The organism is Fictibacillus arsenicus (assembly GCF_001999465.1).
In the GTDB taxonomy this organism is placed as follows: Bacteria; Bacillota; Bacilli; order Bacillales; family Fictibacillaceae; genus Fictibacillus; species Fictibacillus arsenicus.
This window is the reverse complement of record NZ_MQMF01000001.1, coordinates 534,148-559,947: the sequence shown is the minus strand read 5'-3', so window position 1 is coordinate 559,947 and position 25,800 is coordinate 534,148. Positions and strand designations below refer to the sequence as shown.

Genomic DNA, 25,800 nt, shown 5'->3' with positions numbered 1-25,800 from the left:
AAAATTAATAAATATACTCTTGAATTAATTTTTATACAGTCCTATAATGAACCTTAACTTATTAAAGGAGTGATGTGGTTTGAGAGCTGGAATTATTGGAGTAACCGGATATGGTGGATTAGAATTGTTCCGGCTGTTAACCGCACATCCAGAAATCAAGGAGTTATTCTTATATTCATCCTCAAAACAAGGTCAATTACTTTCGGATGAAGCACCTCACCTGTTTGAAATTAACCAGGAAAAACTTCGCTCATTTGAGCAGATAGAGACAGATGGACTTGATGTACTGTTTTGTTCAGCTCCAAGCGGCATATCTTCAGAACTTCTTCCCCGTTTTCTTAACCAGAAGATGAAAGTAATCGATTTAGCAGGAGATTTTCGGTTAAAGGAGGCAGATTCATATCGAAAATGGTATGGGATGGAGCCTCCGAACAATTCATTTGTAAATAAAGCGGTATACGGGTTATCGGAATGGAACGAGAAGGAAATACAAGAAGCGGCTTTGATCGCTAACCCAGGGTGTTATCCTACTGCAGCACTGCTTGGAATATTACCTTTAATAAAAACAAAAATGATAAACCCGAAAACCCTGATTATTGATGCGAAAAGCGGACTATCAGGCGCTGGGGCTTCACCTCAAAAAGCATCTCATTTTACAAAAGCAAATGATAGTCTGAGTGTTTATAAGATGAACAAACATCAGCATATACCAGAGATAGAACAAACTTTGAAAACTCTTGCTGATACAGAAGTTAACATTACCTTTACGACTCATCTTATACCGATGACTAGAGGAATCATGGCTACTATGTATGCAGAGCTGGCGCACGATATCCAATCACATTCTGTTAGTGAGATTCTCAATGAATTCTATCATTCTAAACCTTTTGTTCGTGTTTTTAAGGAAAATACAGATCTCTTTACTAAGCAGGTGTACGGTTCAAACTATTGTGATGTAACATTTGCGATTGATGAACGGACAAATCGAATCACTGTTGTATCTGTAATCGACAATCTAATCAAAGGCGCTGCCGGGCAAGCAGTGCAAAATATGAATATCATGTTCGGCTTAAAAGAATCAGAGGGACTGCAACAATCACCATTGTTCCCATAAAAAGAGGAGGCAGGATAGATGCAGGCTACAAAACCATCCATACACAAGGTAACAGGAATAAACATCGCAACACCAAAGGGCTTTTACGCAAGCGGACTGCATTGCGGAGTAAAACATAAGAAGCTGGATCTAGGGCTGATATACAGCTTGAAACCTGCCAACGCAGCAGGAGTTTACACGACTAACCAAGTACAGGCGGCTCCGCTAAAAGTAACACAGGAGAGTATAAAACAAGAGGGGAAGCTTCAAGCAATTATCGTCAATTCCGGAAACGCCAATGCATGTACAGGTAAAAAAGGACAGGAAGATGCAAAAGAAATGCAGCTCCAAATAGCGAATAAGCTCGGCATTCCTCCACACCTTGTTGGAGTAGCGTCTACCGGAGTAATCGGTGAACACCTGCCGATGGATAAAATCACAGCCGGCATTCAAAATCTTGAGCTGGATTCCGAGCTGAAGGGATCTATTGATTTTTCTCAAGCCATTTTAACAACAGATACGGTATCTAAAAATACAGCTTATTCTTTTAAAATCAATGATAAAACGATTACGATCGCAGGTACTGCAAAAGGATCGGGGATGATTCATCCGAACATGGCGACAATGCTTGGATTTGTTACAACAGACGCAAACATTCATCAGGATGATCTTCACGAAGCGCTGTCCTATGCTGTAGAGCGGACATTTAACTGCATTACAGTAGATGGAGATACCTCAACAAATGATATGGTTCTTATGCTTGCCAACGGTATGGCTGAGAATGAGGAACTGAACAAAAACCACCCAGAATGGGATTTATTCTTGGATGCGCTTGTCCTTGTTTGTGAAGATTTAGGCAAACTTATTGCTAAAGATGGTGAAGGTGCGAGCAAACTTATTGAAGTAAGCGTAAGAGGTGCAAGAACTGAGAAAGAAGCTAGAATCATAGCCAAAACGGTTGTAGGATCACCCCTTGTTAAAACGGCTGTCTTTGGATGTGACGCGAACTGGGGAAGAATCCTTGCAGCTGCAGGATATAGCGGTGTGTCTTTTAACCCAGACCAAATGAAAATACTGATTGGCGATCATGAAGTAGTGGCTGATGGAGAGCCTGTTGTCTTCTCAGAAGAAGAGATTCGAAACTACTTAAAAGGCCAGGAGATTCATATCACAGTCATCTTGTCAGAAGGCTTCGGAAACGGAAGAGCCTGGGGATGCGATCTAACCTATGATTATGTGCAAATTAATGCCAGCTATCGAACGTAAAAGGATGTGAGAAATTTGTTGTCTGTATTAAAAATCGGCGGAAGCACGTTAGAAAACTTACAGCCAGCCTTTTTTAACAGTCTGCGCTGCAAGATTCATAATGGTGAAAAAGTAGTCATTGTTCATGGCGGGGGACCTGAAATAAATAAAAAGCTGCAAGAAAAAGGTTTGCCGATTCAAATGAAAGACGGAATAAGAATCACATCACAAGAAGCCCTTTCTTGCGTAAAAGCAGCATTAAAGGACACAGCAAATAAAAAGCTTGTAGAGAGATTAAATCAAGAAGGAATTCAAGCTGCAGGCTTATGCGGTTCAGAGAATACACTCATTCAATGTGATTTTTTAGACGAAGAGAAGTATGGGCGTGTCGGTAAAGTTAAAAAAGTGAACATAGACCTTTTAGAAAAATTACTGAAGTCAGGGAAGGTGCCGGTCATTGCTTCTCTAGGTGTTACCGAAAACGGGGATGAAGTGAACATCAATGCAGACACTGCAGCTGGTGAAACAGCAGCAGCACTTTCAGCCGTATCAGTCTGTTTCGTTACAGATATATCAGGAATTCAAGTTGAAGGACAGAAAGCCAAACAGTTAACCATTACTCAACTAAAGCGAGGCATAAATGACGGTCACATATACGGCGGAATGATACCAAAAGTTGAAGCAGCTGTGAAATGTCTAAACCTGAACATCGATGAAGTGTTAATAACGGACCAAACATTGTCAGGTACACGTTGCTATAAGGAGGTACTTGCGATATGAGTTTCTTGTTCCCTACGTATAAAAGAAAAGAGTTTCAGCTTCAAAAGGGAAGCGGGACATATGTATACGATGAAAACAACAATCGCTATCTAGATTTCACAAGCGGAATTGCTGTAACGAGCCTTGGTCATTGTCATCCGGAAGTCGTCTCGGCTATCAAGGATCAAAGTGAGAAAATATGGCATACATCAAATCTATTTAAAATCGAACAGCAGGAAGTTCTTGCTGAGACACTTGTAAAAAACACACTTTTAGATTTAGCTTTTTTTTGCAACAGCGGTGCTGAAGCCAATGAGGCAGCAATTAAACTTGCAAAAAAGTTTACTGGAAAAAATAAAATTATAACGTTTAAGGATTCTTTTCATGGGCGTACATTCGGTGCTATGTCCGCAACAGGACAGCAAAAGATTAAAGACGGGTACGGCCCGCTTGTTTCAGAGTTTGTACATCTGCCATGGAACGAAACCGAACAGCTAAAAAAAATCGCAGATGAGGATACTGCCGCGATCATGATGGAAGTTTTTCAAGGTGAAGGCGGAGTGCGCATGGCAGATCTTGCATTTTATAAGGAAATACAAAAGATATGTGATGAGTATCATATACTGCTGATTATTGATGAAGTACAGACAGGGATCGGAAGAACAGGGAAAAGGTATGCATTTAAACATTTCGATTTAAACCCAGACATCGTTACACTTGCAAAAGGGTTGGGAAATGGATTCCCGATTGGAGCAATGCTTGGCAAAGATAAATTAAAAACTGCATTTGGACCAGGAAGCCACGGAACAACATTTGGCGGCAGCCCTCTAGCTTGTGCAGTGAGCCAGTCGGTTCTTAATATCATTTTCCAGGATGACTTTTTAAAAGAAGTTGAACGTAAAGGAAATCAATTTAAGGAAACACTAAGAGACTCGCTGCAATCACATCCACTCGTGAAAGAGATCAGAGGCAAAGGTTTATTAATCGGGATAGAATGTGAGAGACCTGTGGGCAGATTGATAGAGTGGCTTGAAGAGCAAGGATTACTAACCGTTCCGGCAGGAGAGAAGGTCATTCGCCTGCTCCCGCCATTAACCGTTTCTGACGAAGAATTAGAAACAGCTGCAGCAATTATTAATGGATTGTTTAAACAGTTTCATACGGTATCAAACGCAAAGGACGAATAATCCTTATTTTTTATACGAATAAATGAATAAAAATACGAATAGATATAGGTTTTATACAAGGAGAGGAATTTACTATGAAAGGCTCTATAACATTAGCTAATGGGACTTCGTTTGCAGGAGACTGGCTCGGCGATCATCAGTATTGTTCTGGTGAAGTTGTATTTTATACAGGAATGACTGGATACGAACAAGTGCTGACAGATCCATCTTATCAGGGACAAATCGTTGTATTTTCGTACCCGTTTATCGGTAACTATGGCTTCATGCCGGAAAGTATGGAATCTGCTCAAATTCAAGTTTCAGGTGTTATTATGGCTGACTGCTATCCCTTTCAGCTCGAAGACGAACAACACTCATTAACAGCGTACCTTAATCATCATCAAATTCCTGCTTTAACAAATGTCGATACAAGAGCTCTCATTCAACAGATTCGTGAAAAGGGTTCAGTCCCTGCTGTTATGCATGCAAGTACAATACTTTCCGATTCTTTTCAATTAAAAGAATGCTGGCCGAAAACAGCACTTCAGAAATTCGGTACTGGTAAAACACACATTGTTCTTATTGATTTTGGCTATAAGAAATCGATTGCTAATGCACTTATAGATCAAGGCTGCACTGTCACAGTTGTTCCATACGACTATGAGTCTGCCGAAATAGAAAAATTGAATCCAGATGGTTTCGTGTTCTCAAATGGTGCAGGTGACCCTATGAGATTTTCAAAGTATTTTTCTCGTTATAAAAATATTGCTGTCCAATATCCCGTATTGGGAATTTGCCTTGGCCATCAAATACTGGCACTCGCATTTGGCGGAGAAACAATGAAACTAAAATTTGGTCATCGAGGAGCAAATCATCCTGTAATGAATGTGAAAACAGGAAAAGTATCGATGAGTTCACAAAATCATAGTTATGTTGTGAAAAAAGAGAGTTTGGATTCAACCGGATTTAACATTTGGTTTGAGAACGTAAACGATAAAAGTGTGGAGGGGCTTTGGCACAGCCAATACGATATTTCAAGTGTTCAATTTCATCCCGAGGCAGCACCTGGTCCTCAAGAACACGCACAAATTCTTCAAGATTTCATCCAGACTGTAAAGCATAAAGAGAAGGTGAGAAGCTATGCCTAAAGAATCCGACATCAAAAAAGTTCTTGTTATTGGTTCAGGTCCCATCGTTATCGGGCAGGCAGCTGAATTTGATTATTCAGGAACTCAAGCATGCAAAGCATTAAAAGAAGAAGGAATTCAAGTTGTATTAATCAACAACAATCCCGCAACCATCATGACGGATAAGACTTTTGCCGACGAGATTTACTTTGAACCATTAACCGTTGAATACGCAGAACAGATTATTCAAAAAGAAAAGCCTGATGGTCTGCTTGCGACAGTAGGAGGTCAAACAGGCTTAAACCTTGCGATGGATCTCTATGAAAATGGGATTTTACAAAAATACGGAGTTAAGCTTTTAGGTACAGATATCCAATCTATAAAAAAAGCAGAGGACCGAGAAGCGTTTCGTGCCCTTATGCACAAGCTTAGGGAGCCTGTACCCGAAAGTGAAATCGTATTTTCCGCAGAAGAAGCGATTGAATTTGCAGATGCAACAGGATATCCCGTTATTGTGCGTCCAGCTTACACGCTTGGCGGATTTGGAGGTGGAATTGCAGGTTCGAAAAAAGAGCTCACAAACCTCGTTAAACAAGGTCTTTCTGCAAGTCCTATCAAACAGTGTCTGATTGAAAAAAGTATTGCAGGCTACAAAGAAATTGAGTATGAAGTCATGCGTGATGAGAATGGCACATGCATCACGGTTTGTAATATGGAAAACGTGGATCCGGTTGGAGTCCATACTGGTGATTCTGTAGTTGTTGCACCAAGTCAGACACTGACAGATGACGAGTATCAGTCATTAAGAAAAGCTTCTCTTACGATTATAAATGCACTAGAAATCGTAGGAGGCTGCAATATTCAGTTTGCACTTCATCCGCATACTTCTGAATACTACTTAATAGAAGTTAATCCGCGAGTGAGCCGTTCATCAGCACTTGCCTCTAAAGCTACTGGTTATCCTATAGCTAAAATTGCGGCGAAGCTTGCACTTGGATACAACCTTCACGAACTGAAGAATCCAGTTACAGGAACGACATTCGCAAGTTTCGAGCCAGCTTTGGATTATGTAGCAGTTAAAATGCCTCGCTGGCCATTTGATAAATTTACTGACGCAGACCGAAAGCTTGGAACACAAATGAAAGCAACGGGAGAAGTAATGGCTTTAGAACGAAATATGGCATCTGCTTTCCAAAAAGCAATCCGTTCACTCGAGCTAAAAACAGAAGGCATGTTTTTAAAAGAACTTGCTGTTTTAGAAGAACAAACATTATTCAAACTAGCAGCTCATGCTGACGATCGCCGTTTCTTTGTTGTTCTTGAACTGCTTAAAAGAGATATTTCTGCTGAAAAAATTCATGAAGTGACCAAGATTTCGCCTTATTTCTTATCAATATTCAGCCAGATGGTTCAGATGAATGATGCGCTGCAAAAATATAACTTACAAACGATTGATGAATCACAGTTGAAGATGGCTAAAAAGTTTGGCTTTTCAGATCACGATCTTTCTAAAATGTGGTCTGTCACTGAAAAAGAGGTGAGAAGCAAACGGGAAGAGTGGCAAATCTTTCCTTCATACAAAATGGTTGATACGTGTGCTGCTGAATTTGAAGCGAAGACAACTTACTTTTATTCCAGCTGGAGCGGAGTAAGTGATAAAAAACCTGAACAAAAGAAAAAAGTCGCTGTTATTGGTTCGGGTCCCATACGAATAGGGCAAGGTGTTGAATTTGATTATTGCTGTGTACACAGTGCGTTAGCTCTAAACAGATTGGGTTATGAAGCCATATTGATCAACAACAATCCAGAAACGGTAAGTACCGATTATGAAGTGTCCGACTCCTTATATTTCGAACCATTAACGTTTGAGGATATTTATAATGTTTTACAGTTTGAAGGTATAACAGATGTTATCTTGCAGTTTGGCGGTCAGACTTCAATCAACTTAGCTGAAGATCTAGAGAATGCTGGCGTCCATGTGCTAGGGACTCCTGCGGATACTGTTGATCAGATGGAAGATCGAGATCGCTTTTATCAATTCTTAGATAAGATCGGTATTCCGAAGTTAAATGGATTCACGGCTCATGATAAACAAGAAACGAAAAACTTTGCCGTAAAACTGGGCTTCCCTATACTTGTCCGACCCTCTTATGTTATAGGGGGAAGCGGGATGAAAGTGTTTTATTCTGCAAAAGGACTTAATGACTTTTTGCTGAAAGAGGATGTTGTCTATCCCATTTTAATTGATACGTTCTTAGAAGGAAAAGAAGCAGAAGTAGATGTGCTAACAGATGGAAAAGACATATTTATACCGGGAATTTTTGAACATATCGAAGGAACCGGTGTACATTCGGGCGATAGCTTGACCGTAACCCCGCCGCAGTCCCTTACAGAAAGTGTTCAAAACCGTATAAACAGCTATTCGAGAAAAATTGCAAAGAACATGAATTATAAAGGGCTGTTCAATATACAATTTGCAGTAAAAGGTGAACAAGTTTATGTAATTGAAGTAAATCCAAGAGCTTCAAGAACAGCTCCCATCATGAGTAAAATTACTGCTGTGAATTTAGTACAAAAAGCAACAGAACTGATGCTTGGAACACCTTTAAATCAATTAAAGCTTGAACATGAGCATAATGGCCAGCCGTTTATTACCGTAAAAGCACCTGTTTATTCAACGATTAAACTGCCAGGAGTTTCACCCGTGCTTTCTCCGGTCATGACTTCAACAGGTGAAGTAATCGGAACAGACAGCGATTTTACGTCAGCACTGCTCAAAGCTTTAAAAGGTTCCAGCCTCCAATTAAGTGACCTTTGGAATTTTAAAGGAAGCATTTTTATAGAAGGTGAATCTGCACAAGATGATTTAGAAGCTTGGACGGAACTTGGATTTGAGCTTGTTACGGAAGACGATATGTCTTTTAATGATTGGATTCATACTGACAATAAAGCTGCTTATATAAATTTTACCGATGAGACAAACAGCTCTTCTGCAAAAATAGCCGTGCTGGAGAGGCTCCATGTTTTTACTCGTAAAGAGACTGCACAAGCTTACCTGCAAGCTGCGGTTTTATTAAAAAACTCAAGAAAGGAAGTGCTGATCTAATGTCAATCGTTCATCCTCTACGTACAACGAGAACTAAAAAAGATTTTCTGACTCTGCTCGATTATTCTGCAAATGAAATCATTGATTTGCTGAATCTGGCTAAAGACTTAAAGAAGCAGGGACCTTCCGCACCCCCTTTATTAAAAGGAAAAATCCTTGGTATGATATTTGAAAAGTCATCTACACGCACACGAGTGTCATTCGAAGCCGCTATGCTTAAGCTTGGAGGCCATGCCATCCATTTAAGTACTCGTGATATACAAATGGGAAGAGGGGAAACCGTTTCAGATACAGCAAAGGTATTGTCTGGCTATCTGGATGGACTTATGATTCGAACATTCCACCAGTCGACTGTTGAAGAGCTGGCACATAACAGTACAATTCCAGTCATCAATGGATTGACAGATGATTTCCACCCTTGCCAGGCACTTGCTGATCTATTAACGATCTTAGAATATAAGGGATCATTTAAAGGGAAGAAAGTTGCTTATATTGGTGATGGCAATAACGTTGCTCATTCATTGCTGATTGCTTCAGCTAAAGTCGGGATGGATTGTACGATTATTACACCAAAAAATTATGAGCCTAAAGCAGAAATCGTCTCTTATGCAAAAGAAATTGCTAAGCAAACAGGTGCTATCGTGGAAGTTACAAATGATCCGATAAGCGGCGTTAAGAACAGTGATGTTATCTATACAGATGTATGGGCGAGTATGGGGCAGGAGAGCGAAACGGAAGAGAGAATGGATCATTTTGAACCTTATCAAGTAAATCAGGAGCTTGTGTCATATGCAAAAAAAGATTACATTTTCATGCACTGTCTGCCTGCTCATCGCGGAGAGGAAGTGACAGCAGAAATCATTGATGGGCATCATTCAGTTGTTTTCCCAGAAGCTGAAAACCGTCTTCACGCACAAAAAGCGTTGCTTGTGCATTTGATGTCCTAATACTTGAAGGACTGTTTCAAAAGAGTGTTGGTGCGGTGATTTCCGCTTCAGGGTACATGCTTTCCGCGGGGCGGGTGGTGAGCCCCCTGCCGCTACGCGCCTTTAGTGGTCTCACCTGTCCCACTCGTCCCGCTGGAGTCAGTACCCTTCCGCTCCAATCACTACATGTTTGCATCATAAAACCAAAAAAGATTAAATCAACAGGCTTTTCAGTGGCCTCGCTATCAAGAAATGGTTTTTTGACTTCATTGACAAGTTGATTGGAGTGAAAGGTGCGAGACTCCTGGGGGATTAGCGGGACAGGTGAGACTCCTATAGCGCAAAGCGCCGAGGAGGCTCACCGCACGCCCCCCGGAAAGCGAGCATCCTGTAACGGAAATCAACTACTTCTAAGAGCAACAAAGAAACGAACAGTAAAAAAAAAGCCGCTCTTGAGGGAGCGGCTTCTTTATTAAAATACTTGTTCTAATTCAACTACACCAGGTACTTCTTCTAGAAGGGCACGTTCAATACCAGCTTTTAGTGTGATTGTTGAACTTGGGCAGCTTCCGCAAGCACCCATAAGGCGTACTTTTACTACACCTTCTTCAATATCCACTAATTCAACGTCTCCTCCGTCACGAAGAAGGAACGGACGCAATTTATCAAGAACTTCTTCTACTTGTTCACGCATCTCTAAGTTTTGAGTTTCAGCCATAACTATCAAGGCTCCTTTCTTAAAAAGAACTTACCTTTAGTATACGGGATATGGAATAAAAAATCCATGAGCAAGCATCATGATATTTGCTCCTTTTTCTTTCTCACAAAATAAGGTATGATGGAAGCAAATAAACGCATACATTGAGGTGATTCTTCATGAAAAATTCACTTATCATTAAAGTATACGGTGCCGAGCAGAAATGTGCGAGCTGTGTTCACCTTCCATCAGCTAAAGAAACTGCTGAATGGCTGGAAGCTGCAATCTCCAGGAAATTTCCGAACACTGTATTTCAGGTCCAATATATAGATATGGAAAAGCCGGAAAATGAAGCAGATCAAGCATTTTCAGTAAGAATTATAGAAGAAGACCTGTTTTATCCCGTTGTTGTGATTGACGGAGAGGTTGTTGCAGAAGGAAATCCGAATCTAAAGACAATCTATAGCATAATTGAACAAAATGGTTATGGCGCTGTAAGTTAAGCGCCTATTTTTTTTGAATTGGGTCTGTACACATACTTTGTCTCTTTTTTTAGAATATGATGTTATGGAAAAAAAGGAGGCAAATGCCATTGTTGAACCCTTCAAAAGGTAAACAGTTTAAAGATGAGTCTTCACATGCGGGGCATTATCACCATCATTATCATGATCTTTGTTTAAAATATATGGGACAGAACGTTACAATCGAATTGAATGATGGTAATGTATACCATGGTAAGCTTCACAGTTATGATCAGGATAATATGTATATGATCATGCCTGGTGAAAGTGAACAGCGTGACAGCCGTATCATTTTTGTTGGTCCATTCTTTCCGGGCTTCGGAATATTTGGATTTCCATTTTTCAGGATTCGCCGTTTCCGTCCTTACTTTTGGTGATTTTTTTTGTACCTTAGATACTTCAGTACGAACAAAAAATAAGCCGGCTAACTCAATTGTTAGCCGGCTTCTCTTTATACTTGATATTTATATAGCCATAAGATACCTGACTTTAATAAGCGTGGTACGCGGCCGATTAAAGCGGCGCTTCCCATCGTACCGAATCCGCTCTTCTTGCCAAGGGATCCCATAACACCTTTTAATTTGATCTCGTTCATTTCAGGAAGAGGCTGATTATTCCAGCGTGCTAGAAGAACTTGAGAAATCTGTTCTGCTTGCTCCTCCGCTAGCTGTGCGCTTGGTGCATAAGGAAGACTTGCGCAATCGCCAACTACATAAACATGTTCTTCAGAAGGCAGATGGTGATGTTCAGTTAGAACGACACGTCCCTGACTATCCTTTTCAACATCTAATCCGCGAACGATATGGCTTGGCTGAATGCCTGCTGTCCAAACGATAGCATCACATTCAACTTTCTCGTCATGGTTATAAAGTGCGCCTTCTTCGACTTTAGTTACATTAGAGTTATTGATTACTTCAACACCATGTTCTACAAACCAGTTTTGAACATAGTTGCTTAGTCTCTTTTTGTATCCTGAAAGAATGATGTCCCCGCGATCAAACAGCTTTATTGATAGATCCGGCCGGCTTTCGCGAAGTTCTGATGCTAGTTCAACACCAGAAAGTCCTGCTCCAACAACACCAACAACGGCATTAGCATGTAAGTTGTTAAGTACTTGATAGGTATGGCGAGACTTATCAATCGTTTGAATACTTAATGTGAATTGATCAGCCCCGGGCACATTGTGATACTTATCTTCACAACCAAGTCCGATAACTAGATCATCATAGGATACATCGTCCTGATCTTTTAAAAGTACTTTCTTTTCATTAATATCGATTCCTGTTACTTCACCATATTTAATATTTAGGCGAGGGTGATCTGGAAACGTTACCCGAACATGGTGATCAGATATTGTTCCAGCAGCTAATGCGTAATATTCAGTTTTCAAACAATGATATGGCACACGGTCGATGAGTGTAAGCTGAATGTTTTCAGGGAGGTCTGAGGAATTAAGAAGCCTCTTCAACACACGCATATTTCCATATCCTCCGCCAAGTAAAACGAGGTGCTTCATTTGTCATTTCCCCTTTTCTTTCAAGACAATTCTTATCTATTTTTATAGTAGTGTATATTAACCAATAACCTTAAAATACTTTAAGTAAACGATTTCACGTTTTTGACATGTTTAAGTATAGCACTTTGCAATAAATTCACAACTATTTTTGCGGAAAAATCAATGTGTTTACATTGACTAGCCTTCAATAAACCGTTAGGATGGATTCATTAAGAGGTGAAATGGAAGATGAGACCGATTATTGAGTTTTGTGTCAGTAACTTGGCAAGTGGTGCGCAAAAAGCACTTGAAGAATTGGAAAAAGATTATGATTTAGATGTGATTGAATATGGGTGTCTTGGTTATTGCGGACAATGTGCAAAATCACTTTTTGCACTCGTAAATGGGGATATTGTCCATGGAGAGACTCCAGAAGAACTCGTAAAGAATATTTATAATCATATAGATGAAAACTTCATGTTTTAGAAAACAGCTCCTCATTAATATTGAGTAGCTGTTTTTTTGTAGGATAGGGCATTATTTATTGGGAAAAATATCTTAGGTGTAAATATTAAAAAAGGGATTGCAATTTTGTCGAAATTTGTTACATTATTAAAGGGTCAGTCATTTGATGTCTGACAACTACTACTACATGAAAAGAAAGCGTTTACTTCTAACTTACAAAAGGGGTGTGCAATATGCAAATTTTATGGGGAATAGGTGGTATGCTTGTAATCCTAGTTATCGCATTCTTACTTTCTCAAAATAAGAAAGCGATTAACTGGCGCACAGTTCTAGGTGCACTAGCAATCCAAGTGTCATTCGCTTTAATCGTATTAAAGTGGGAAGCGGGTAAGAAAGCATTACAAGCTGTATCCCAAAAAGTGTCCAATGTTGTTGCTTATGCAAACGAAGGTGTGGACTTCTTATTCGGAAGTATGATTCCCGAAGAAGGAAAAGGATTTATCTTTGCATTTCAAGTTCTTACAGTAATTATTTTCTTCTCATCTTTGATCTCAGTTCTTTATTACTTAGGAATTATGCAATGGGTTGTTCGAATTTTAGGTGGAGCTTTATCAAAATTATTAGGAACAAGTAAAGCGGAATCAATGAGTGCTACAGCGAATATTTTCTTAGGTCAAACTGAAGCACCTCTTGTTATCCGTCCATATATGAATCGTTTAACGCAATCTGAACTTTTCGCTGTAATGGTTGGAGGACTTGCATCAGTAGCTGGTTCTGTACTTATTGGTTATTACCTCTTAGGTGTACCTCTTGAGTACTTGATCGCAGCAAGCTTTATGTGTGCTCCTGCAGGACTATTAGTTGCAAAAATCGTTGTTCCTGAAACAGAAGAGCCAGAAACAATGGGTGAAATTAAGCTTGAACGTGATAAAGATACAGTAAACGTTATTGATGCAGCTGCTAGAGGTGCTGGTGACGGTCTTCAAATCGCATTAAATGTTGGAGCTATGCTATTAGCATTCATCGCGTTGATTGCTCTTGTAAACGGTATCCTTGGCGGTATCGGCGGATGGTTCGGTTATGATATTACACTTCAGCAAATCTTAGGTTACCTATTTGCACCAATCGCATTTGTAATCGGTGTACCTTGGGATGAAGCAGTTAAAGCCGGTACTTTTATCGGGCAAAAAATTGTATTAAATGAATTTGTTGCTTATTCTTCATTCGCACCACAAATTCCTGATCTAATGCCAAAAACAGTAGCAGTTGTCAGCTTTGCACTTTGTGGTTTCGCAAACCTTTCATCTATTGCGATCCTACTAGGTGGTCTTGGAGCAATGGCGCCAAGCCGTCGTCCAGACATCGCAAGACTTGGAATGCGTGCAGTTATCGCTGCAACACTTGCAAACTTACTAAGCGGTGCAATCGCAGGTATGTTCATTCTATAAGTAATTCCTTTAAAAGATGCCCAAAAGCAAAAGCTTGGGCATCTTTTTTTGCGTATTTAAGATAAAAAGTTTTAAAAGGGAGGATGCACGACCATTTTGTATGGTATCTGTGCGATATAGTAAGTCGAATTTTTATATTCCCGCGACAAACATCATTAATCCCGCGAGTTTGAGTCATAATTCCGGGAATATTCACGTTAATCCCGCGAGTTTATATGTTATATCCGCGAGTTGACTTATTTCATGAAATTTGACATGGTTTGAACAACAAAAAACCGCTGCGTAACAATAACACAGCGGTTTTATCTATTATATTAAGCCTGCTGAGCGATTTGTTTCATCACCCAAGGCTTCATTCTGTTGTATAAAGCTAAAAACAATAAAGTAATAATCGTACCTTTTATTAAGTTAAAAGGCGTGATTCCTTTAAGGATTAGGTCCATCATCATCTGACTGGACATCGGCTCAGCTCCAAGGAACCATGTGTATGCCGGCAGGATGATCACATAATTAAGGAATCCCATCGTTAATGTCATTAAAGCTGTCCCTAGAATCAGACCGCCTGAAAGACGTTTAACCGTATGTTTTTTTCGGAATAAGTACGATACTGGCAAAATAAACAGTACACCTGCAATAAAATTAGCCAGCTGTCCAACTGGAACACCTGTAAAGCTTCCTACAATACCATAGTGAAGCGTGTTTTTAATTCCTTCAACCATGACTCCAGCAATTGGCCCAAAGATGATGGCCGCCAGCAGTGCTGGAACCTCACTAAAATCGATCTTTAAGAATGGCGGCAGCCCCGGAAATGGGAAGTCTAGCATCATCAGCACATATGCGATCGTACTGAGCATAGATACAGCTACCATTTGTTTAATTTTTCCCTTTTGCATTGAAATCTCTCCTCATTTGTCTTGCGCCATCTTATGATTTCAAATGCAGTACAGCCTGTATCACACAAAAAAACCTTAGCCAAAATTGTGGTCTAAGGGAGTTGTTGTATGAAGAACAGCATGTGAAAGAAGCATTTTTAAACTTTAAAATGCGTACTTAAACAAAGGGTTCAACTTTTGTAAAAATGAACCGCTGTACCAACATCTTCTCCCATCCAGACTATACTGTCGGCTCTGGAGTTACACCAGATCAGCATGAAAAATTCAATCCTGAACTTTTCCGCTCACGGGCTGATGAAGAGGGAATCTTCAATTACCGCCGGTCGGGAATTTCACCCTGCCCCGAAGATGGATCGCTATTGTATTTTGTTACATGACCTATTATACTTTAAAAAATGTTAGTTGTGAATGATAATGCATTTATCACACCTTCCAAATAGAGGATGAATCACATGAAAATAACCTTTGAATATACATGGCCTTATGAACGAATGATGAATGACATCTATATCGCAGAGTGTCCATTTTGTAAAAGTGACAACGTACTTACAAGCTTTAAAGAAGAGCAGTTGGAGCTTGCAAAAGAAGGCGTAAAGCAGCGGTTGATCATGCCGTGCTGTCATGGAAAGCTTACAATTCTTAATGCTGATGACGATTATTTTTATACAGATGAAAAATTAAGAGGTCCACAATAAGGAGCATTAACTAAAACATGAAGAAAATGAATTTCACAAAAATGCATGGACTCGGAAATAATTATATCTATGTGAACATGTTTGAAGAAACAATCGCTGAAGCTGACCTTGCAGATCTTGCTGTTGCCGTATCTAACCCCTATACAGGAATCGGGTCTGACGGAATGATATTAATCTGTCCGAGCGAAAAAGCACCGGTTAAAATGAGGATATTTAATAACGATGGTTCAGAAGCAAAAAATTGCGGAAACGGGCTGCGATGTGTAGCAAAGTATGCTTATGAAAATGGCATTGTTGAGGAAGATGAGTTCCAAATTGAAACACTTGGGGGACTCGTAACTGCAAAACTTATAGTTGATGAAAACCATCTAGTTAGTCAGGTAACCGTTAATATGGGTAACCCTATTCTCATTCCTGATCAAGTTCCTGTAAAAGGATTCTCAAACAAGAGCTCCGTTATCAATGAACCCGTTTCCTTTAAAGGAAACGATCTAAATATGACTGCAGTCTCAATGGGTAACCCGCACGCGATTTTCTTTGTAGATAACATTGAGGAAGCACCATTACACTCACTAGGACCCGTAATTGAAAAAGATCCAATATTTCCTGATTGGGTAAATGCAGAATTTGTAGAGATTGTTTCCGAACAGGAAATGCATTTTCGAGTCTGGGAAAGGGGTTCCGGCATTACACAAGCTTGTGGTACAGGAGCATGTGCGGCTGCAGTTGCAGCTGTTTTAAACAAAAAAGCTGAGAAAAACACGGATATTACCGTTCATTTAGCTGGTGGAGATCTAATTATTAATTGGCAGGATGAAGGTGATGTGTTAATGACCGGTCCAGCTGAAGTTATCTGTACCGGTGAATATTATATAAAATAAAATATTGCCATTCTGAGCGAAAGCCTGGCAATTTTGAGCGTACATGTAAAAAATATAAGAACACGTACCGTAAAAAAAATCATAAAAAAAACCCGACTATAAAAGGTAGTCGGGCTTTCTTCGTAAATTAATACTTTTTAATAATGTTATAGAATGTATCACGTTCAACAGGAACTTTGTTCGCAGTTTTGATTAAATGAACGAGTTCTTTACGGGTAATCCCGGCTGATGTTAAAGCACCAACAGCATGTGAGATGCGCTCTTCGATCAGTGTTCCATGGATATCATCGGATCCAAAAGTAAGAGCCATTTGTGTAAGCTGTACGCCGATATTAATCCAGTACGCCTTTATATGGTCAAAGTTATCAAGCATGAGACGGCTGATTGCCATCGTTCTCATATCATCGAAAGCAGATGTTCTTCTCGTTAAGCCCATCGATTGTGAACGTGGCTGCATCGCAAGTGGAATAAATACCATGAAACCGTTCGTTACATCTTGAAGCTGACGCAGCCGATCCATATGAATCAAGCGCTCTTCTTTCGTTTCAATGGAACCGTATAGCATTGTAGCGTGGGTTTTCAATCCTAAACCATGTGCGATTTCGTGAGCCTCAAGCCATTGATCAGTTGATGCTTTGTCAGGACTCATTTTTAAACGATAACGTTCAGTAAGAATTTCAGCTCCTCCGCCTGGCATCGTATCAAGACCAGCCTTGATAAGCTCCTGCAATGCGTCTTTCATTGAAATACCAGCGATTCTAGAGAAAAATTCAATTTCAGCCCCAGTATATGCTTTTACAGTTACTTGAGGATAGTGCTTTTTCAATGTGCTGATGGTATTTAAGTAGTAATCAAATGGTACTTCGTGATTGTGTCCGCCAACGATATGGAACTCACGAATATTATCATTCCAGCGTTTTTGAACATACTCTAGTAGCTGTTCATCGTTCATTGTATAGGCGCCTTCTTCTCCAGGCTTGCGTTTGAATCCGCAGAAACTGCAAGTTGCTTCACAAACGTTTGTTGGATTGATATAAAGGTTTTCGATGAAATAGACATGATCTCCGTTTTTTTGACTGTTCACTTCATTTGCGAGTGAAGCTACAGATAATAAATCATTAGTTTCATAAAGATACAACCCATCTTCTATTGTAAGACGTTCACCATGTTTAACTTTTTCTGCAATTGCTTCCATTCTAGTATCGTACGTTAAAATATTTGCCATGTTTTTATCCCCCTAATTTTCTAATGAAATGTTCGGATGATTTTTAAATTTTTTGGACCTTAGGAAGAGACTATGCTCTCCTTTTACAAAGACGATGCGAATACTATGTAAAATAAGGAATTAAAAAGATAATTCAATAAAACAAGCTTATTCAGGCATCAAGATGCTTTTTTCATTATAAGCCTAATCATACATTTGGACAAGGAAGTCACTTTTATAAAAAACTTTCCAATACAAAAAAATATGTATTTTTTACTAGGGGATTATTGTCTATTAATTGAAATAACTGTAAAATAGATATACCTTACTTGTCTTAAATTTAAGAGTGGAGTGACGAAAATGAAAGCCACATCAGCTGCCGCTAGATTAGAAAAAATTCAACAATTAGAAAGCCTTCGAAATAAAATGATACAAACAGCAAATACTTTTGGAATACAGCACCCTATGGTTTTAAAATATAGTAAAAAAATTGATGAAACTCATAATAAAATTATGCAGTTGCAGCTTAACGAAAAATAGTGTGCCAAAGCTGATACCTTGAGAGCTTAAAGCAGAAACGGTATACTTAAGCCATAATCCTTATTAAAAGGAGTGAAAGTGAATGATCATTGAGATTACAGAAAGTGCAGCAAGCAGGATCAAGGAAATGCTGGCTGATGAAGAAGATAAAAATCAATTTCTTCGCGTAGCGGTTAAAGGCGGAGGATGTACAGGACTGTCGTATGGAATGGGATTCGATAGTGACCTTGCCGATTCAGACCAAGAAGAAATGATTGAAGGTATTCGCGTCGTTGTAGATGAAGAAAGTGCGAAAGTGCTAAAAGGCACTGTTGTTGATTTTAAACAAAACATGATGGGCGGAGGGTTTACGATTACAAATCCAAATGCCATCGCATCATGCGGCTGCGGATCATCTTTCCGTACAGCAACAAATGCCGGTACTCCAGAAGAGTGCTAAACCATATTATGAAACCTCCTGAACAATTCGTTCAGGAGGTTTTTGTTATGTTAAGTATTTTTATATAAGTTTAAATATTAATGCAAGACCTATTAAATCCGAGAAAACGGATGCACCTATAAGCAGCATTTTGTTTTGTTTGCTTGTCTGTTTTAAACCAAGGGGCATTAAAACAGTTCCTAAAATAAAAAATACGATACCAAAAATCAAATTCATTTCCATTGATTGATCTCCTCGTCTAAAGAAGGATAAAAGAAAACCCGGCGCGCCAACACCGGGTAAAAAAACTAATTTGTCAGCGGCACTTGTCCGCCTCACAACCTATAATAACAAAGAATGACTCCTGAATCCAGAAGGAAATTATTCCAAGGTGTACTTTTCCAATTCACTTAAGAGTTCTTTTAGTCGAGGGACTTGAACTCTTGTTTCCTCCAAAAAGGATTCGTCAGTTATATGAAGCTGGGTTACGATTCTTTGGATTTCCTGCAAACAATCAGCAGCATGCATTTCTTCCTCCGTAAATTGTCTATTCAATTGATTTCCCTCCTTCATTAAATATGTAAAAAAGGCACCAGAACCATTGTCCGGCGCCTTTCTGGTTTTTAAAATAAACTTGTGCTGTGCATAGGCTGCGTTTTTGCATTAGGATCGATATATGTTTTCGCGTTATTTACTGCTGTTGGTGCTTCGCCAAAACCGGAAGCAATCAGCTTAACTTTGCCGTCATACGTACACACATCGCCTGCAGCATAGATGCCTTTAATGTTTGTTTCCATTTTAGAGTTAACAACAATCGAATTCTTTTGGATATCGAGACCCCACGTTTTAATCGGACCTAGAGAAGAAATGAATCCGTAGTTAACAATAACTGCATCTACTTCAATTGTTTCTTTCAAGTCTCCGTTTTCTAAAACGACAGCTGAAATGTTTTCACCGTCACCAATCAATTCGGTTACTTGATATGGAGTTTTAACAACAACTTTTGAGTTCATTAATTGTTCAACACTGTGCTCATGTGCACGGAACTTGTCACGTCTATGAGTCAGTGTCACTTCTGGTGAGATAGGCTCCAGCATCAACGACCAGTCCAGTGCTGAATCTCCGCCGCCGCAAACCAGAACTTTTTTGCCTGCAAATGCTTGAAGATCATCTACGAAATAGTGCAGGTTTTTACCTTCATATTGCTGTGCAGATGCTAATTCCAATCGGCGTGGCTGAAATGCACCAACACCTGCGGTAATCAGAACTGCTTTACTATAATGAACCGTTTTATCGGTAGTTAATTCGAAAATCTCTTCATCGTTTTTTTCAACGTTTTGAACAGACTCTTCTAAGACAACCGCAGGATTAAATTGCATAGCCTGCTCTTTTAAGTTGTTAACAAGATCTTGAGCCAGAACTTTTGGGAAGCCGGCAACATCGTATATGTATTTTTCAGGATATAATGCAGAAAGCTGACCGCCGAGCTGAGGCATACTTTCAATAATTTTAACCTTCATTTGACGCATGCCGCCGTAGAATGCAGCAAATAATCCAGATGGACCTCCACCAATAATCGTAATATCGTAAATTTCTTTTGCCATCACTTTCACCTCTTCTGTTTTCTATGACTGATGAACACGAAATATGTTCTGACCAGAACTCTTTGCTATCTCTCATAAACATTCTTTATGAAGGCAAAAAGTCCTCTTTTTTTACTAGTATATTTTGGCATAGAGTGATACTCCAAAAGACAACAATTCATAAAAGAATTGAATATTTATCATAACGAAAAAAGGGTTGAAAAAACAAGAAAAAAGGAATAAGATGAGTACGTATGAAAAAAAGATGTCGATATTTCGAACATTTTTTTGCATTTATTTTATCTTATTACGTGAAATATATCACAATCTATTCCTTTTCTTCATATTTAATGAATGAAAAGGTCAAACTAAAAAAAATGAGAACTGGAAGTGAAATTTATGAGTAAGCCAAAAATACTTATTCTAGGCGGCGGATATGGCGGTATCATGTCAGCTGTTCGTTTACAGAAAGAATTAGGATCAGATGAAGCAGAAGTAACACTGGTAAATAAACATAACTATCATTATCAAACAACATGGCTTCACGAAAATGCAGCAGGTACTTTGCATCACGATAAAACACGTATCATGATCGACAACATCATTGATATGAACAAAGTGAACTTTGTACAAGATACTGTTGTAGAAATTAAAAAAGATGAAAAGCGTGTTGTACTAGAAAACCAAGAGTTAACATATGACTATTTAGTTATTGCCCTAGGATCAGATCCAGAAACTTTTGGAATTCAAGGTCTTAAGGAAAATGCATTCAGCATCCGCAGCATTAACTCAGTACGTAAAATCCGTGAGCATATCGATTATTCTTTTGCTCGCTATAATAACGAAGGTCAAAAAGACGAGCTTATTACAATCGTAGTAGGTGGAGCTGGATTCACAGGCATCGAGTTCGTTGGTGAACTTGCTGACCGTGTACCTGAGCTTTGCCGCGAGTATGATATTCCACGTGAAAAAGTGCGTATCGTAAATATCGAGGCTGCTCCAACAGTACTTCCTGGATTTGATGAAGAGCTTGTTGAGTATGCAATCAATAACCTTGAGCGCCGCGGAATTGAGTTCCTTGTTAACACGCCGATCAAAGAGTGTAATACAGATGGCGTTGTTCTTGCGAATGGCGAAGAAATCAAAGCAAACACTATCGTTTGGACAGGCGGAGTACGCGGAAACCATCTAGTAGAAGAAGCTGGGTTTGAAACAATGCGCGGACGTGTAAAAGTTGATAAGGACCTTCGTATGCCAGGATTTGATTACATCTTTGTTGCAGGGGATTGCGCTCTTATCATCGACGAAGAAGCAAACCGTCCATACCCTCCAACTGCACAGATCGCAATTCAGCAAGCTTATACAATCGGCCGCAACATCAAAGCATTAATGAATGGCGGAAAGCTTGAAGAATTCAAACCTGACATTAAAGGTACTGTTGCATCACTTGGTAAAGGTGAAGCGATCGGTAAAGTAGGAAACAAGAAATTGTTCGGTGCTACAGCATCAGCAATGAAAAAAGTAATCGACAACCGTTACCTGTTCTTGCTTGGCGGGGTACCAATGGTTATTAAAAAAGGTAAATTAAAACTTTTCTAAATCGAATCGTGTAAACTAAGAACAGGAGCTAATGCTTCTGTTCTTTTTATATGCAGTTTTCGTTATACAGGGTTGTTTTTGAAAGTAGTTGATTTCCGCTTCAGGTTGCTCGCTTTCCATGGGGCGTGCGGTGAGCCTCCTGCCGCTTTGCGCCATTAGGAGTCTCCACCTGATCGCTCGTCCCATAGGAGTCTCACACCTTACGCTTCAATCAACTTATCAATGAAGCAAAGCAAAAACTACAGATGCAACATCTTATAGATTTCAGTTAAAAGAAGGGGACAAGCTAATGACTAAAAAAGACAGAGGAAAGATTTGGCTTGCAGCTGCTGGCCTTTTAATAGATAATGACGGGAAATGGCTCGTCGTAAAGAAGAAGTATGGTGGATTAAAAGGCAAATGGTCCATTCCCGCAGGATTTGTTGATGTAGGAGAAACCGTTGACGAAGCAGCAGTCAGAGAAGTCTTTGAAGAGACTGGTATTTTAGGAGAAGTGGTTTCAGTATTAGGTATTCGTTCAGGCGTAATCAAAGAAACCATCAGTGATAATATGATTGTTTTTCTGCTAAAAAAGAAGAGTGGGGCATTGTTTGCGGATGAAAACGAAATCGAAAGAGCTGCATTTTTGACTCCTGAGAATCTTAAGGAGGACCCGGCCACGTCCTTAATGGTTCATTATTTTATGAATGAAAACAATAAGCATATCGAGGATAAAATTAACCCGGGAGATATATTCGGCTACACTTCGTATAAAATTTTTGATTGTAGATAAAAATGTACGAAATATTCTGATAATTTAAGATTGTGCTCAATGTTTACGCTTACATCAGGTTATTTAGCCTTAAAACAGGTTTTTCAACTTCCAGATTCCTTGTTATTATTATCTGAAAATTTAAACTAAAACAAGGGAGTGTTACAACATGAGAAAACATGCGGTTCAGAAAAAACATGATCAATGTCAATATTGTGAAGGTAAAGGATATTTCCAGCTTTTGCTTGGAGGTTCTGAAACGTGTGTAGAATGCTGCGGAAGCGGAAAGAAAAGAGCTTAGCAAGGTAACGCTCTCAATGTAATTGACGGAAATCCCCCCATTTAGTAAACTAACGACAGATATATGGGGGTGTCAACATCATGGATTTGCTTTTACCACAGTTTTTTATTTCAATGCTGCTTTTCATGGTTCTCTTTTTTGGAATAGGCTTTTTGTTTAATATGCTTCTGCGCGCTACATGGTTTATGGTTATTCTTTATCCTCTAGTCGTCGTAATGATTGTGGATGATATAAGATTTTTTGAGTATTTTACTAAGCCAGGTTCAAGTTTTCAAAAGCTTGGAAGTGATTTAGTAAACTTATCTCCTTCAGATATAACAATATTAACTTTCGGACTGATCGGTGCTATATTAGCAGGTGTCGCGATCAAGATGCTACGTGTCCGCGGTTATCAGATGTTCTAAAAGACTCTCCTCTCTGGGGAGTCTTTTTTTTATTGTGGGGTATTCTCCTATCGGGAATTGTCGATGTTTGTCTTCTCGTGGTTATTTTTCATTTAACGTGGGATTATTTCAATTTAATGTTAGAAAAAAAGGAATTAACGTGGGATTAACTCCATTTACCGTGGGAATATTCTCTTTTATACCTTAAGGGGTATCTGCTAATAGATCGTTTCGCCCACCAAAACTGACATTATCTCCGTCGAAATCTCTTCTGTTTCTTACTAAACAACTATTCCGTATACAATTTTTCAAGTTTGGGAAGGAATAGAAAGGAGAGGAGTGGACATTTTTTGCTTAAATTAAGAAAAATTGCAAAAAGAACAGTGCTCACAATTTTATTTGTTTGTGCTATTTTCACCACGTTTCGTTCTGTTTCCGGGGTTCAGGCAGACGATATCGCGAGCTGGCTGGATGAAAAACAATCCAGTGATATTCCAATCGTAGACGCTGCTTTAAAAACATTGTCACAAACGTTAAAATCAATGCCATCATTTTATGCGCCAAACATGATGCTTTCTTCTGCTGAGGTAAACCCTCCAAAATCAATAGAGGATACGATTGATTTTTCGAAATATCCAGCAGTAAATGTAACGGCGACAGGTTATACTGCTGGTAAAGAGAGTACCGGAAAAGAAAAAACTCATCCTGCCTATGGAATAACGAAATCTGGAGTTAAAGTAAAAAGGGATTTATACTCAACAATTGCTGCCGATACAAGAATTTTTCCGATTGGAACCGTTCTATGGGTACCAGGATACGGCTATGGTGTCGTTGCTGATACGGGGTCTGCAATTAAAGGGCATAGAATTGACCTCTATTACAATACGGTAGAAGAAGTATATGAAAAATGGGGCAAGAAAACAATTAAAGTGTACGTTGTGCAGCGCGGTGATGGTGACATAACTGAAACAGAACTTAAGGCGATGAATGAAGATGAATCCATGCAAGTGTTTAGACAGCAGCTTATATATTGATATAAGCTACATAACTTAAGAAAGAGCTTCAGGTTATCTGATGATAACTTGAAGCTCTTTCATATACATTTCTTCTTGCTCAGGTAAAAAAGCAGGATAATCATATGGATGAATAAGTGCTGCAAGTCTTTTTAGACCGAAGATTAAACGCGGTGAAGGACGGCAAAATAATGATTCCTCAAGCTTTACAATCTCAGTTCCATGATCGCTTAATAAGTCCCAGCCTTCCCTCTTTTGTATATGAGAAGGATTCATTTTATCCGTCTTTACACCCACCCAAACCATACCGATCAGATCAGGTTTTCGACCCACAACATCTTCCCATGTTGTTTGCACGCTGGCGAGTTCTACATCTTCAAAAATATTCATACCACCGGCAAGACGTGAGATCTCTGTTAGCCAATTTATCTTTCCAGGTGTGAAAACAGGTTTTGGCCACCATTCGAAAAAGATTCTTTTACGATATAGTAGAGAGTCGCTAATTCTCTCATATTCTTCTATTTCATTTTTAATCCATTTAACAATATGACAAGCCTCTTCAGTTCTGTTTAGCCTTTTTCCTAAATCCAGCAGATCATTTTGAATATCTGTAAGAGATTGTGGGTCGTAGATGACATGAGGAATGTTTCGCTTGTTCAATTCTTCTATGTTTTTCTCCATTCCAGGCACACTTAAACTTGCTAAAACTAAATCTGGTTTTAAAGCTTCAAGCTTGTTCATATCAATGGATAAATCGGGTCCTAATCGGGGCAGTCGTTCCACGTCTGAAGGCCAGTCCGAAAAGTCGTCGATTCCAATCAGATCGGGAGTTGCTCCTAAGAAATGAAGAAGCTCTGTATTGCTCGGGCATATTGAGACCAGCTTCAAAACAAAGTACCTCCTATTATAAAATGAGCCACGATAGAATTAATGTTTGTGTTATTCCGAGAAGCCCGCCAAAAAATACTTCTTTAGGGCTGTGTCCCAAAAGCTCTTTTAATTCTTTTCTTTGCTCTTCGACATCTTTCTGCTCAAATTTTTTATTAGATTTCTTAACATGATCTCTGAATTCTTCTACTAAATCATTCAATACAGCGGCTTGTTCTCCTGCATGCCATCGAATACCTTTTGCATCATACATTACAATAATAGCGAACATTGCTGCAATAGCAAAAAGAGAAGAACCTAGACCATGCATGGCACCTACTGCAGTGGCAAGAGAGGTAACGGAAGCTGAATGTGAACTCGGCATTCCCCCTGTGCTTATAAATAGATCCCATTTGATTTTTTTTGTTTGGAAGTAGTGAATAGGGATTTTTAAGAATTGTGCAGAAAAAACGCCTAATAATGCTGCGATTAATGGAAAGTTAAAGAATAGATCAGACATAATTGGCTCCCTCTCATTGTGGTGGTTTATAGTATGGCTATTTTAGATAGTTGTTACCCGATTTGAATGATGTTCAATCTCTGGTAACATGAATTATGGAAGGG

29 protein-coding genes and 1 riboswitch are annotated in these 25,800 nt (G+C 39.2%); of the genes, 20 read left to right on the top strand and 9 right to left on the bottom strand.

All coding sequences use genetic code 11. The annotated features are described in order from the left end of the window. The first annotated feature begins 79 nt into the window (after positions 1-79). The 7 genes from argC to argF all read left to right on the top strand — a co-directional run bounded on the left by argC (position 80) and on the right by argF (position 9,443). A complete protein-coding gene (gene argC / locus UN64_RS02720; protein WP_077359558.1) occupies positions 80-1,114 on the top strand; it encodes an N-acetyl-gamma-glutamyl-phosphate reductase in 1,035 nt (344 codons plus the stop codon). A gap of 18 nt (positions 1,115-1,132) precedes the next feature. Next, on the top strand, positions 1,133-2,359 hold the full coding sequence (gene argJ / locus UN64_RS02715) for a bifunctional ornithine acetyltransferase/N-acetylglutamate synthase (protein WP_077359557.1): 1,227 nt from the start codon (positions 1,133-1,135) through the stop codon (positions 2,357-2,359). A gap of 18 nt (positions 2,360-2,377) precedes the next feature. Then, on the top strand, positions 2,378-3,118 hold the full coding sequence (gene argB, locus UN64_RS02710; protein ID WP_171978777.1) for an acetylglutamate kinase: 741 nt from the start codon (positions 2,378-2,380) through the stop codon (positions 3,116-3,118). Further along, positions 3,115-4,284 (top strand): acetylornithine transaminase, encoded by a 1,170-nt coding sequence (gene argD / locus UN64_RS02705; RefSeq protein WP_077359555.1) that lies wholly within the window; start codon positions 3,115-3,117, stop codon positions 4,282-4,284. Before argB ends, argD begins: the two co-directional genes overlap by 4 nt. 74 nt (positions 4,285-4,358) lie before the next feature. After that, positions 4,359-5,411: a carbamoyl phosphate synthase small subunit gene (locus tag UN64_RS02700; protein ID WP_077359554.1), complete on the top strand. Its 1,053-nt coding sequence runs from the start codon at positions 4,359-4,361 to the stop codon at positions 5,409-5,411. Further along, a complete protein-coding gene (gene carB, locus UN64_RS02695; RefSeq protein WP_077359553.1) occupies positions 5,404-8,496 on the top strand; it encodes a carbamoyl-phosphate synthase (glutamine-hydrolyzing) large subunit in 3,093 nt (1,030 codons plus the stop codon). Before UN64_RS02700 ends, carB begins: the two co-directional genes overlap by 8 nt. Continuing rightward, complete coding sequence (gene argF, locus UN64_RS02690) at positions 8,496-9,443, top strand: ornithine carbamoyltransferase (RefSeq protein WP_077359552.1); 948 nt, start codon at positions 8,496-8,498, stop codon at positions 9,441-9,443. The genes carB and argF overlap by 1 nt, the downstream gene beginning before the upstream one ends. 451 nt (positions 9,444-9,894) lie before the next feature. Here argF and UN64_RS02680 read toward each other — a convergent pair whose 3' ends face one another. Then, positions 9,895-10,140 (bottom strand): NifU family protein, encoded by a 246-nt coding sequence (locus tag UN64_RS02680; RefSeq protein WP_066238880.1) that lies wholly within the window; start codon positions 10,138-10,140, stop codon positions 9,895-9,897. A gap of 158 nt (positions 10,141-10,298) precedes the next feature. On the opposite strand from UN64_RS02680, the gene UN64_RS02675 reads away from it, so the two are divergent. Together UN64_RS02675 and UN64_RS02670 are read left to right on the top strand one after the other, a co-directional pair. Beyond that, entirely contained in the window at positions 10,299-10,622 is a 324-nt protein-coding gene (locus UN64_RS02675; RefSeq protein WP_077359550.1) for a YuzD family protein, read from the top strand. An 89-nt stretch (positions 10,623-10,711) separates the two neighbouring features. Further along, complete coding sequence (locus UN64_RS02670) at positions 10,712-11,017, top strand: LSM domain-containing protein (RefSeq protein WP_077359549.1); 306 nt, start codon at positions 10,712-10,714, stop codon at positions 11,015-11,017. 74 nt (positions 11,018-11,091) lie between these two features. On the opposite strand, the gene UN64_RS02665 is transcribed toward UN64_RS02670, so the two are convergent. Next, a complete protein-coding gene (locus tag UN64_RS02665) occupies positions 11,092-12,156 on the bottom strand; it encodes an NAD(P)/FAD-dependent oxidoreductase (protein ID WP_077359548.1) in 1,065 nt (354 codons plus the stop codon). Between the two features lie 228 nt (positions 12,157-12,384). On the opposite strand from UN64_RS02665, the gene UN64_RS02660 reads away from it, so the two are divergent. Then, positions 12,385-12,621, top strand: a complete 237-nt coding sequence (locus UN64_RS02660; RefSeq protein WP_077359547.1) for a YuzB family protein — start codon at positions 12,385-12,387, stop codon at positions 12,619-12,621. A 212-nt stretch (positions 12,622-12,833) separates the two neighbouring features. Next, entirely contained in the window at positions 12,834-14,048 is a 1,215-nt protein-coding gene (locus UN64_RS02655) for a NupC/NupG family nucleoside CNT transporter (RefSeq protein ID WP_077359546.1), read from the top strand. 314 nt (positions 14,049-14,362) lie between these two features. Here UN64_RS02655 and UN64_RS02650 read toward each other — a convergent pair whose 3' ends face one another. Continuing rightward, positions 14,363-14,941, bottom strand: a complete 579-nt coding sequence (locus UN64_RS02650; RefSeq protein WP_245801943.1) for an ECF transporter S component — start codon at positions 14,939-14,941, stop codon at positions 14,363-14,365. A 199-nt stretch (positions 14,942-15,140) separates the two neighbouring features. Beyond that, positions 15,141-15,295: riboswitch (FMN riboswitch) on the bottom strand. 98 nt (positions 15,296-15,393) lie between these two features. Between UN64_RS02650 and UN64_RS02645 the strand changes: the two genes are divergently transcribed. Both UN64_RS02645 and dapF read left to right on the top strand, forming a co-directional pair. Next, positions 15,394-15,636 carry a hypothetical protein gene (locus tag UN64_RS02645; protein WP_077359545.1) on the top strand — a complete coding sequence of 81 codons (243 nt, stop codon included), beginning with the start codon at positions 15,394-15,396 and terminating at the stop codon, positions 15,634-15,636. A 17-nt stretch (positions 15,637-15,653) separates the two neighbouring features. Continuing rightward, positions 15,654-16,517, top strand: coding sequence for a diaminopimelate epimerase (gene dapF / locus UN64_RS02640; RefSeq protein WP_077359544.1), 864 nt, complete (start codon positions 15,654-15,656; stop codon positions 16,515-16,517). A gap of 127 nt (positions 16,518-16,644) precedes the next feature. Here the strand turns inward: dapF and mqnE are convergent, their stop codons facing one another. Further along, a complete protein-coding gene (gene mqnE, locus UN64_RS02635) occupies positions 16,645-17,742 on the bottom strand; it encodes an aminofutalosine synthase MqnE (RefSeq protein ID WP_077359543.1) in 1,098 nt (365 codons plus the stop codon). Between the two features lie 339 nt (positions 17,743-18,081). Between mqnE and UN64_RS02630 the strand changes: the two genes are divergently transcribed. Together UN64_RS02630 and UN64_RS02625 are read left to right on the top strand one after the other, a co-directional pair. Next, positions 18,082-18,261, top strand: coding sequence for an aspartyl-phosphate phosphatase Spo0E family protein (locus tag UN64_RS02630; protein WP_077359542.1), 180 nt, complete (start codon positions 18,082-18,084; stop codon positions 18,259-18,261). 82 nt (positions 18,262-18,343) lie between these two features. Then, positions 18,344-18,700 (top strand): HesB/IscA family protein, encoded by a 357-nt coding sequence (locus UN64_RS02625; RefSeq protein WP_077359541.1) that lies wholly within the window; start codon positions 18,344-18,346, stop codon positions 18,698-18,700. Positions 18,701-18,760: 60 nt separating this feature from the next. On the opposite strand, the gene UN64_RS20750 is transcribed toward UN64_RS02625, so the two are convergent. The 3 genes from UN64_RS20750 to UN64_RS02620 all read right to left on the bottom strand — a co-directional run bounded on the left by UN64_RS20750 (position 18,761) and on the right by UN64_RS02620 (position 20,283). Continuing rightward, on the bottom strand, positions 18,761-18,922 hold the full coding sequence (locus tag UN64_RS20750) for a hypothetical protein (protein WP_165389355.1): 162 nt from the start codon (positions 18,920-18,922) through the stop codon (positions 18,761-18,763). Positions 18,923-19,060: 138 nt separating this feature from the next. After that, on the bottom strand, positions 19,061-19,234 hold the full coding sequence (locus UN64_RS20745) for a hypothetical protein (protein WP_165389356.1): 174 nt from the start codon (positions 19,232-19,234) through the stop codon (positions 19,061-19,063). A 68-nt stretch (positions 19,235-19,302) separates the two neighbouring features. After that, the gene (locus UN64_RS02620) at positions 19,303-20,283 is read right to left on the bottom strand and encodes an NAD(P)/FAD-dependent oxidoreductase (protein ID WP_077359540.1); all 981 of its coding nucleotides are present in this window, start codon (positions 20,281-20,283) and stop codon (positions 19,303-19,305) included. 378 nt (positions 20,284-20,661) lie between these two features. On the opposite strand from UN64_RS02620, the gene UN64_RS02615 reads away from it, so the two are divergent. The 5 genes from UN64_RS02615 to UN64_RS02600 all read left to right on the top strand — a co-directional run bounded on the left by UN64_RS02615 (position 20,662) and on the right by UN64_RS02600 (position 24,330). Then, positions 20,662-21,861 (top strand): NAD(P)/FAD-dependent oxidoreductase, encoded by a 1,200-nt coding sequence (locus tag UN64_RS02615; RefSeq protein WP_077359539.1) that lies wholly within the window; start codon positions 20,662-20,664, stop codon positions 21,859-21,861. Between the two features lie 289 nt (positions 21,862-22,150). Further along, complete coding sequence (locus UN64_RS02610) at positions 22,151-22,633, top strand: NUDIX domain-containing protein (protein WP_077359538.1); 483 nt, start codon at positions 22,151-22,153, stop codon at positions 22,631-22,633. Positions 22,634-22,781: 148 nt separating this feature from the next. Continuing rightward, on the top strand, positions 22,782-22,913 hold the full coding sequence (locus UN64_RS20740) for a YuiA family protein (protein WP_165389357.1): 132 nt from the start codon (positions 22,782-22,784) through the stop codon (positions 22,911-22,913). A gap of 80 nt (positions 22,914-22,993) precedes the next feature. Next, positions 22,994-23,317 carry a YuiB family protein gene (locus UN64_RS02605; protein ID WP_077359537.1) on the top strand — a complete coding sequence of 108 codons (324 nt, stop codon included), beginning with the start codon at positions 22,994-22,996 and terminating at the stop codon, positions 23,315-23,317. Between the two features lie 329 nt (positions 23,318-23,646). After that, positions 23,647-24,330 carry a 3D domain-containing protein gene (locus UN64_RS02600; protein WP_077359536.1) on the top strand — a complete coding sequence of 228 codons (684 nt, stop codon included), beginning with the start codon at positions 23,647-23,649 and terminating at the stop codon, positions 24,328-24,330. Between the two features lie 33 nt (positions 24,331-24,363). Here the strand turns inward: UN64_RS02600 and UN64_RS02595 are convergent, their stop codons facing one another. Both UN64_RS02595 and UN64_RS02590 read right to left on the bottom strand, forming a co-directional pair. Next, positions 24,364-25,197: a cobalamin-binding protein gene (locus UN64_RS02595; protein ID WP_077359535.1), complete on the bottom strand. Its 834-nt coding sequence runs from the start codon at positions 25,195-25,197 to the stop codon at positions 24,364-24,366. A 16-nt stretch (positions 25,198-25,213) separates the two neighbouring features. Further along, the gene (locus tag UN64_RS02590) at positions 25,214-25,696 is read right to left on the bottom strand and encodes a divergent PAP2 family protein (RefSeq protein WP_077359534.1); all 483 of its coding nucleotides are present in this window, start codon (positions 25,694-25,696) and stop codon (positions 25,214-25,216) included. Positions 25,697-25,800: the final 104 nt, after the last annotated feature.

What these genes read in the sequence shown, in the direction of transcription:
- UN64_RS02650 (WP_245801943.1), bottom strand. Translation starts at nt 14,941, where the DNA reads ATGCAAAAGGGAAAAATTAAACAAATGGTAGCTGTATCTATGCTCAGT.
- UN64_RS02660 (WP_077359547.1), top strand. Translation starts at nt 12,385, where the DNA reads ATGAGACCGATTATTGAGTTTTGTGTCAGTAACTTGGCAAGTGGTGCG.
- UN64_RS02590 (WP_077359534.1), bottom strand. Translation starts at nt 25,696, where the DNA reads ATGTCTGATCTATTCTTTAACTTTCCATTAATCGCAGCATTATTAGGC.
- UN64_RS02680 (WP_066238880.1), bottom strand. Translation starts at nt 10,140, where the DNA reads ATGGCTGAAACTCAAAACTTAGAGATGCGTGAACAAGTAGAAGAAGTT.
- argD (WP_077359555.1), top strand. Translation starts at nt 3,115, where the DNA reads ATGAGTTTCTTGTTCCCTACGTATAAAAGAAAAGAGTTTCAGCTTCAA.
- UN64_RS20740 (WP_165389357.1), top strand. Translation starts at nt 22,782, where the DNA reads ATGAGAAAACATGCGGTTCAGAAAAAACATGATCAATGTCAATATTGT.
- UN64_RS02610 (WP_077359538.1), top strand. Translation starts at nt 22,151, where the DNA reads ATGACTAAAAAAGACAGAGGAAAGATTTGGCTTGCAGCTGCTGGCCTT.
- UN64_RS20750 (WP_165389355.1), bottom strand. Translation starts at nt 18,922, where the DNA reads ATGGAAATGAATTTGATTTTTGGTATCGTATTTTTTATTTTAGGAACT.
- UN64_RS02630 (WP_077359542.1), top strand. Translation starts at nt 18,082, where the DNA reads ATGAAAGCCACATCAGCTGCCGCTAGATTAGAAAAAATTCAACAATTA.
- UN64_RS02615 (WP_077359539.1), top strand. Translation starts at nt 20,662, where the DNA reads ATGAGTAAGCCAAAAATACTTATTCTAGGCGGCGGATATGGCGGTATC.
- UN64_RS02665 (WP_077359548.1), bottom strand. Translation starts at nt 12,156, where the DNA reads ATGAAGCACCTCGTTTTACTTGGCGGAGGATATGGAAATATGCGTGTG.
- dapF (WP_077359544.1), top strand. Translation starts at nt 15,654, where the DNA reads ATGAAGAAAATGAATTTCACAAAAATGCATGGACTCGGAAATAATTAT.
- mqnE (WP_077359543.1), bottom strand. Translation starts at nt 17,742, where the DNA reads ATGGCAAATATTTTAACGTACGATACTAGAATGGAAGCAATTGCAGAA.
- UN64_RS02605 (WP_077359537.1), top strand. Translation starts at nt 22,994, where the DNA reads ATGGATTTGCTTTTACCACAGTTTTTTATTTCAATGCTGCTTTTCATG.
- argJ (WP_077359557.1), top strand. Translation starts at nt 1,133, where the DNA reads ATGCAGGCTACAAAACCATCCATACACAAGGTAACAGGAATAAACATC.
- UN64_RS02675 (WP_077359550.1), top strand. Translation starts at nt 10,299, where the DNA reads ATGAAAAATTCACTTATCATTAAAGTATACGGTGCCGAGCAGAAATGT.
- argF (WP_077359552.1), top strand. Translation starts at nt 8,496, where the DNA reads ATGTCAATCGTTCATCCTCTACGTACAACGAGAACTAAAAAAGATTTT.
- UN64_RS02655 (WP_077359546.1), top strand. Translation starts at nt 12,834, where the DNA reads ATGCAAATTTTATGGGGAATAGGTGGTATGCTTGTAATCCTAGTTATC.
- UN64_RS02645 (WP_077359545.1), top strand. Translation starts at nt 15,394, where the DNA reads ATGAAAATAACCTTTGAATATACATGGCCTTATGAACGAATGATGAAT.
- UN64_RS02625 (WP_077359541.1), top strand. Translation starts at nt 18,344, where the DNA reads ATGATCATTGAGATTACAGAAAGTGCAGCAAGCAGGATCAAGGAAATG.
- UN64_RS02700 (WP_077359554.1), top strand. Translation starts at nt 4,359, where the DNA reads ATGAAAGGCTCTATAACATTAGCTAATGGGACTTCGTTTGCAGGAGAC.
- UN64_RS02620 (WP_077359540.1), bottom strand. Translation starts at nt 20,283, where the DNA reads ATGGCAAAAGAAATTTACGATATTACGATTATTGGTGGAGGTCCATCT.
- carB (WP_077359553.1), top strand. Translation starts at nt 5,404, where the DNA reads ATGCCTAAAGAATCCGACATCAAAAAAGTTCTTGTTATTGGTTCAGGT.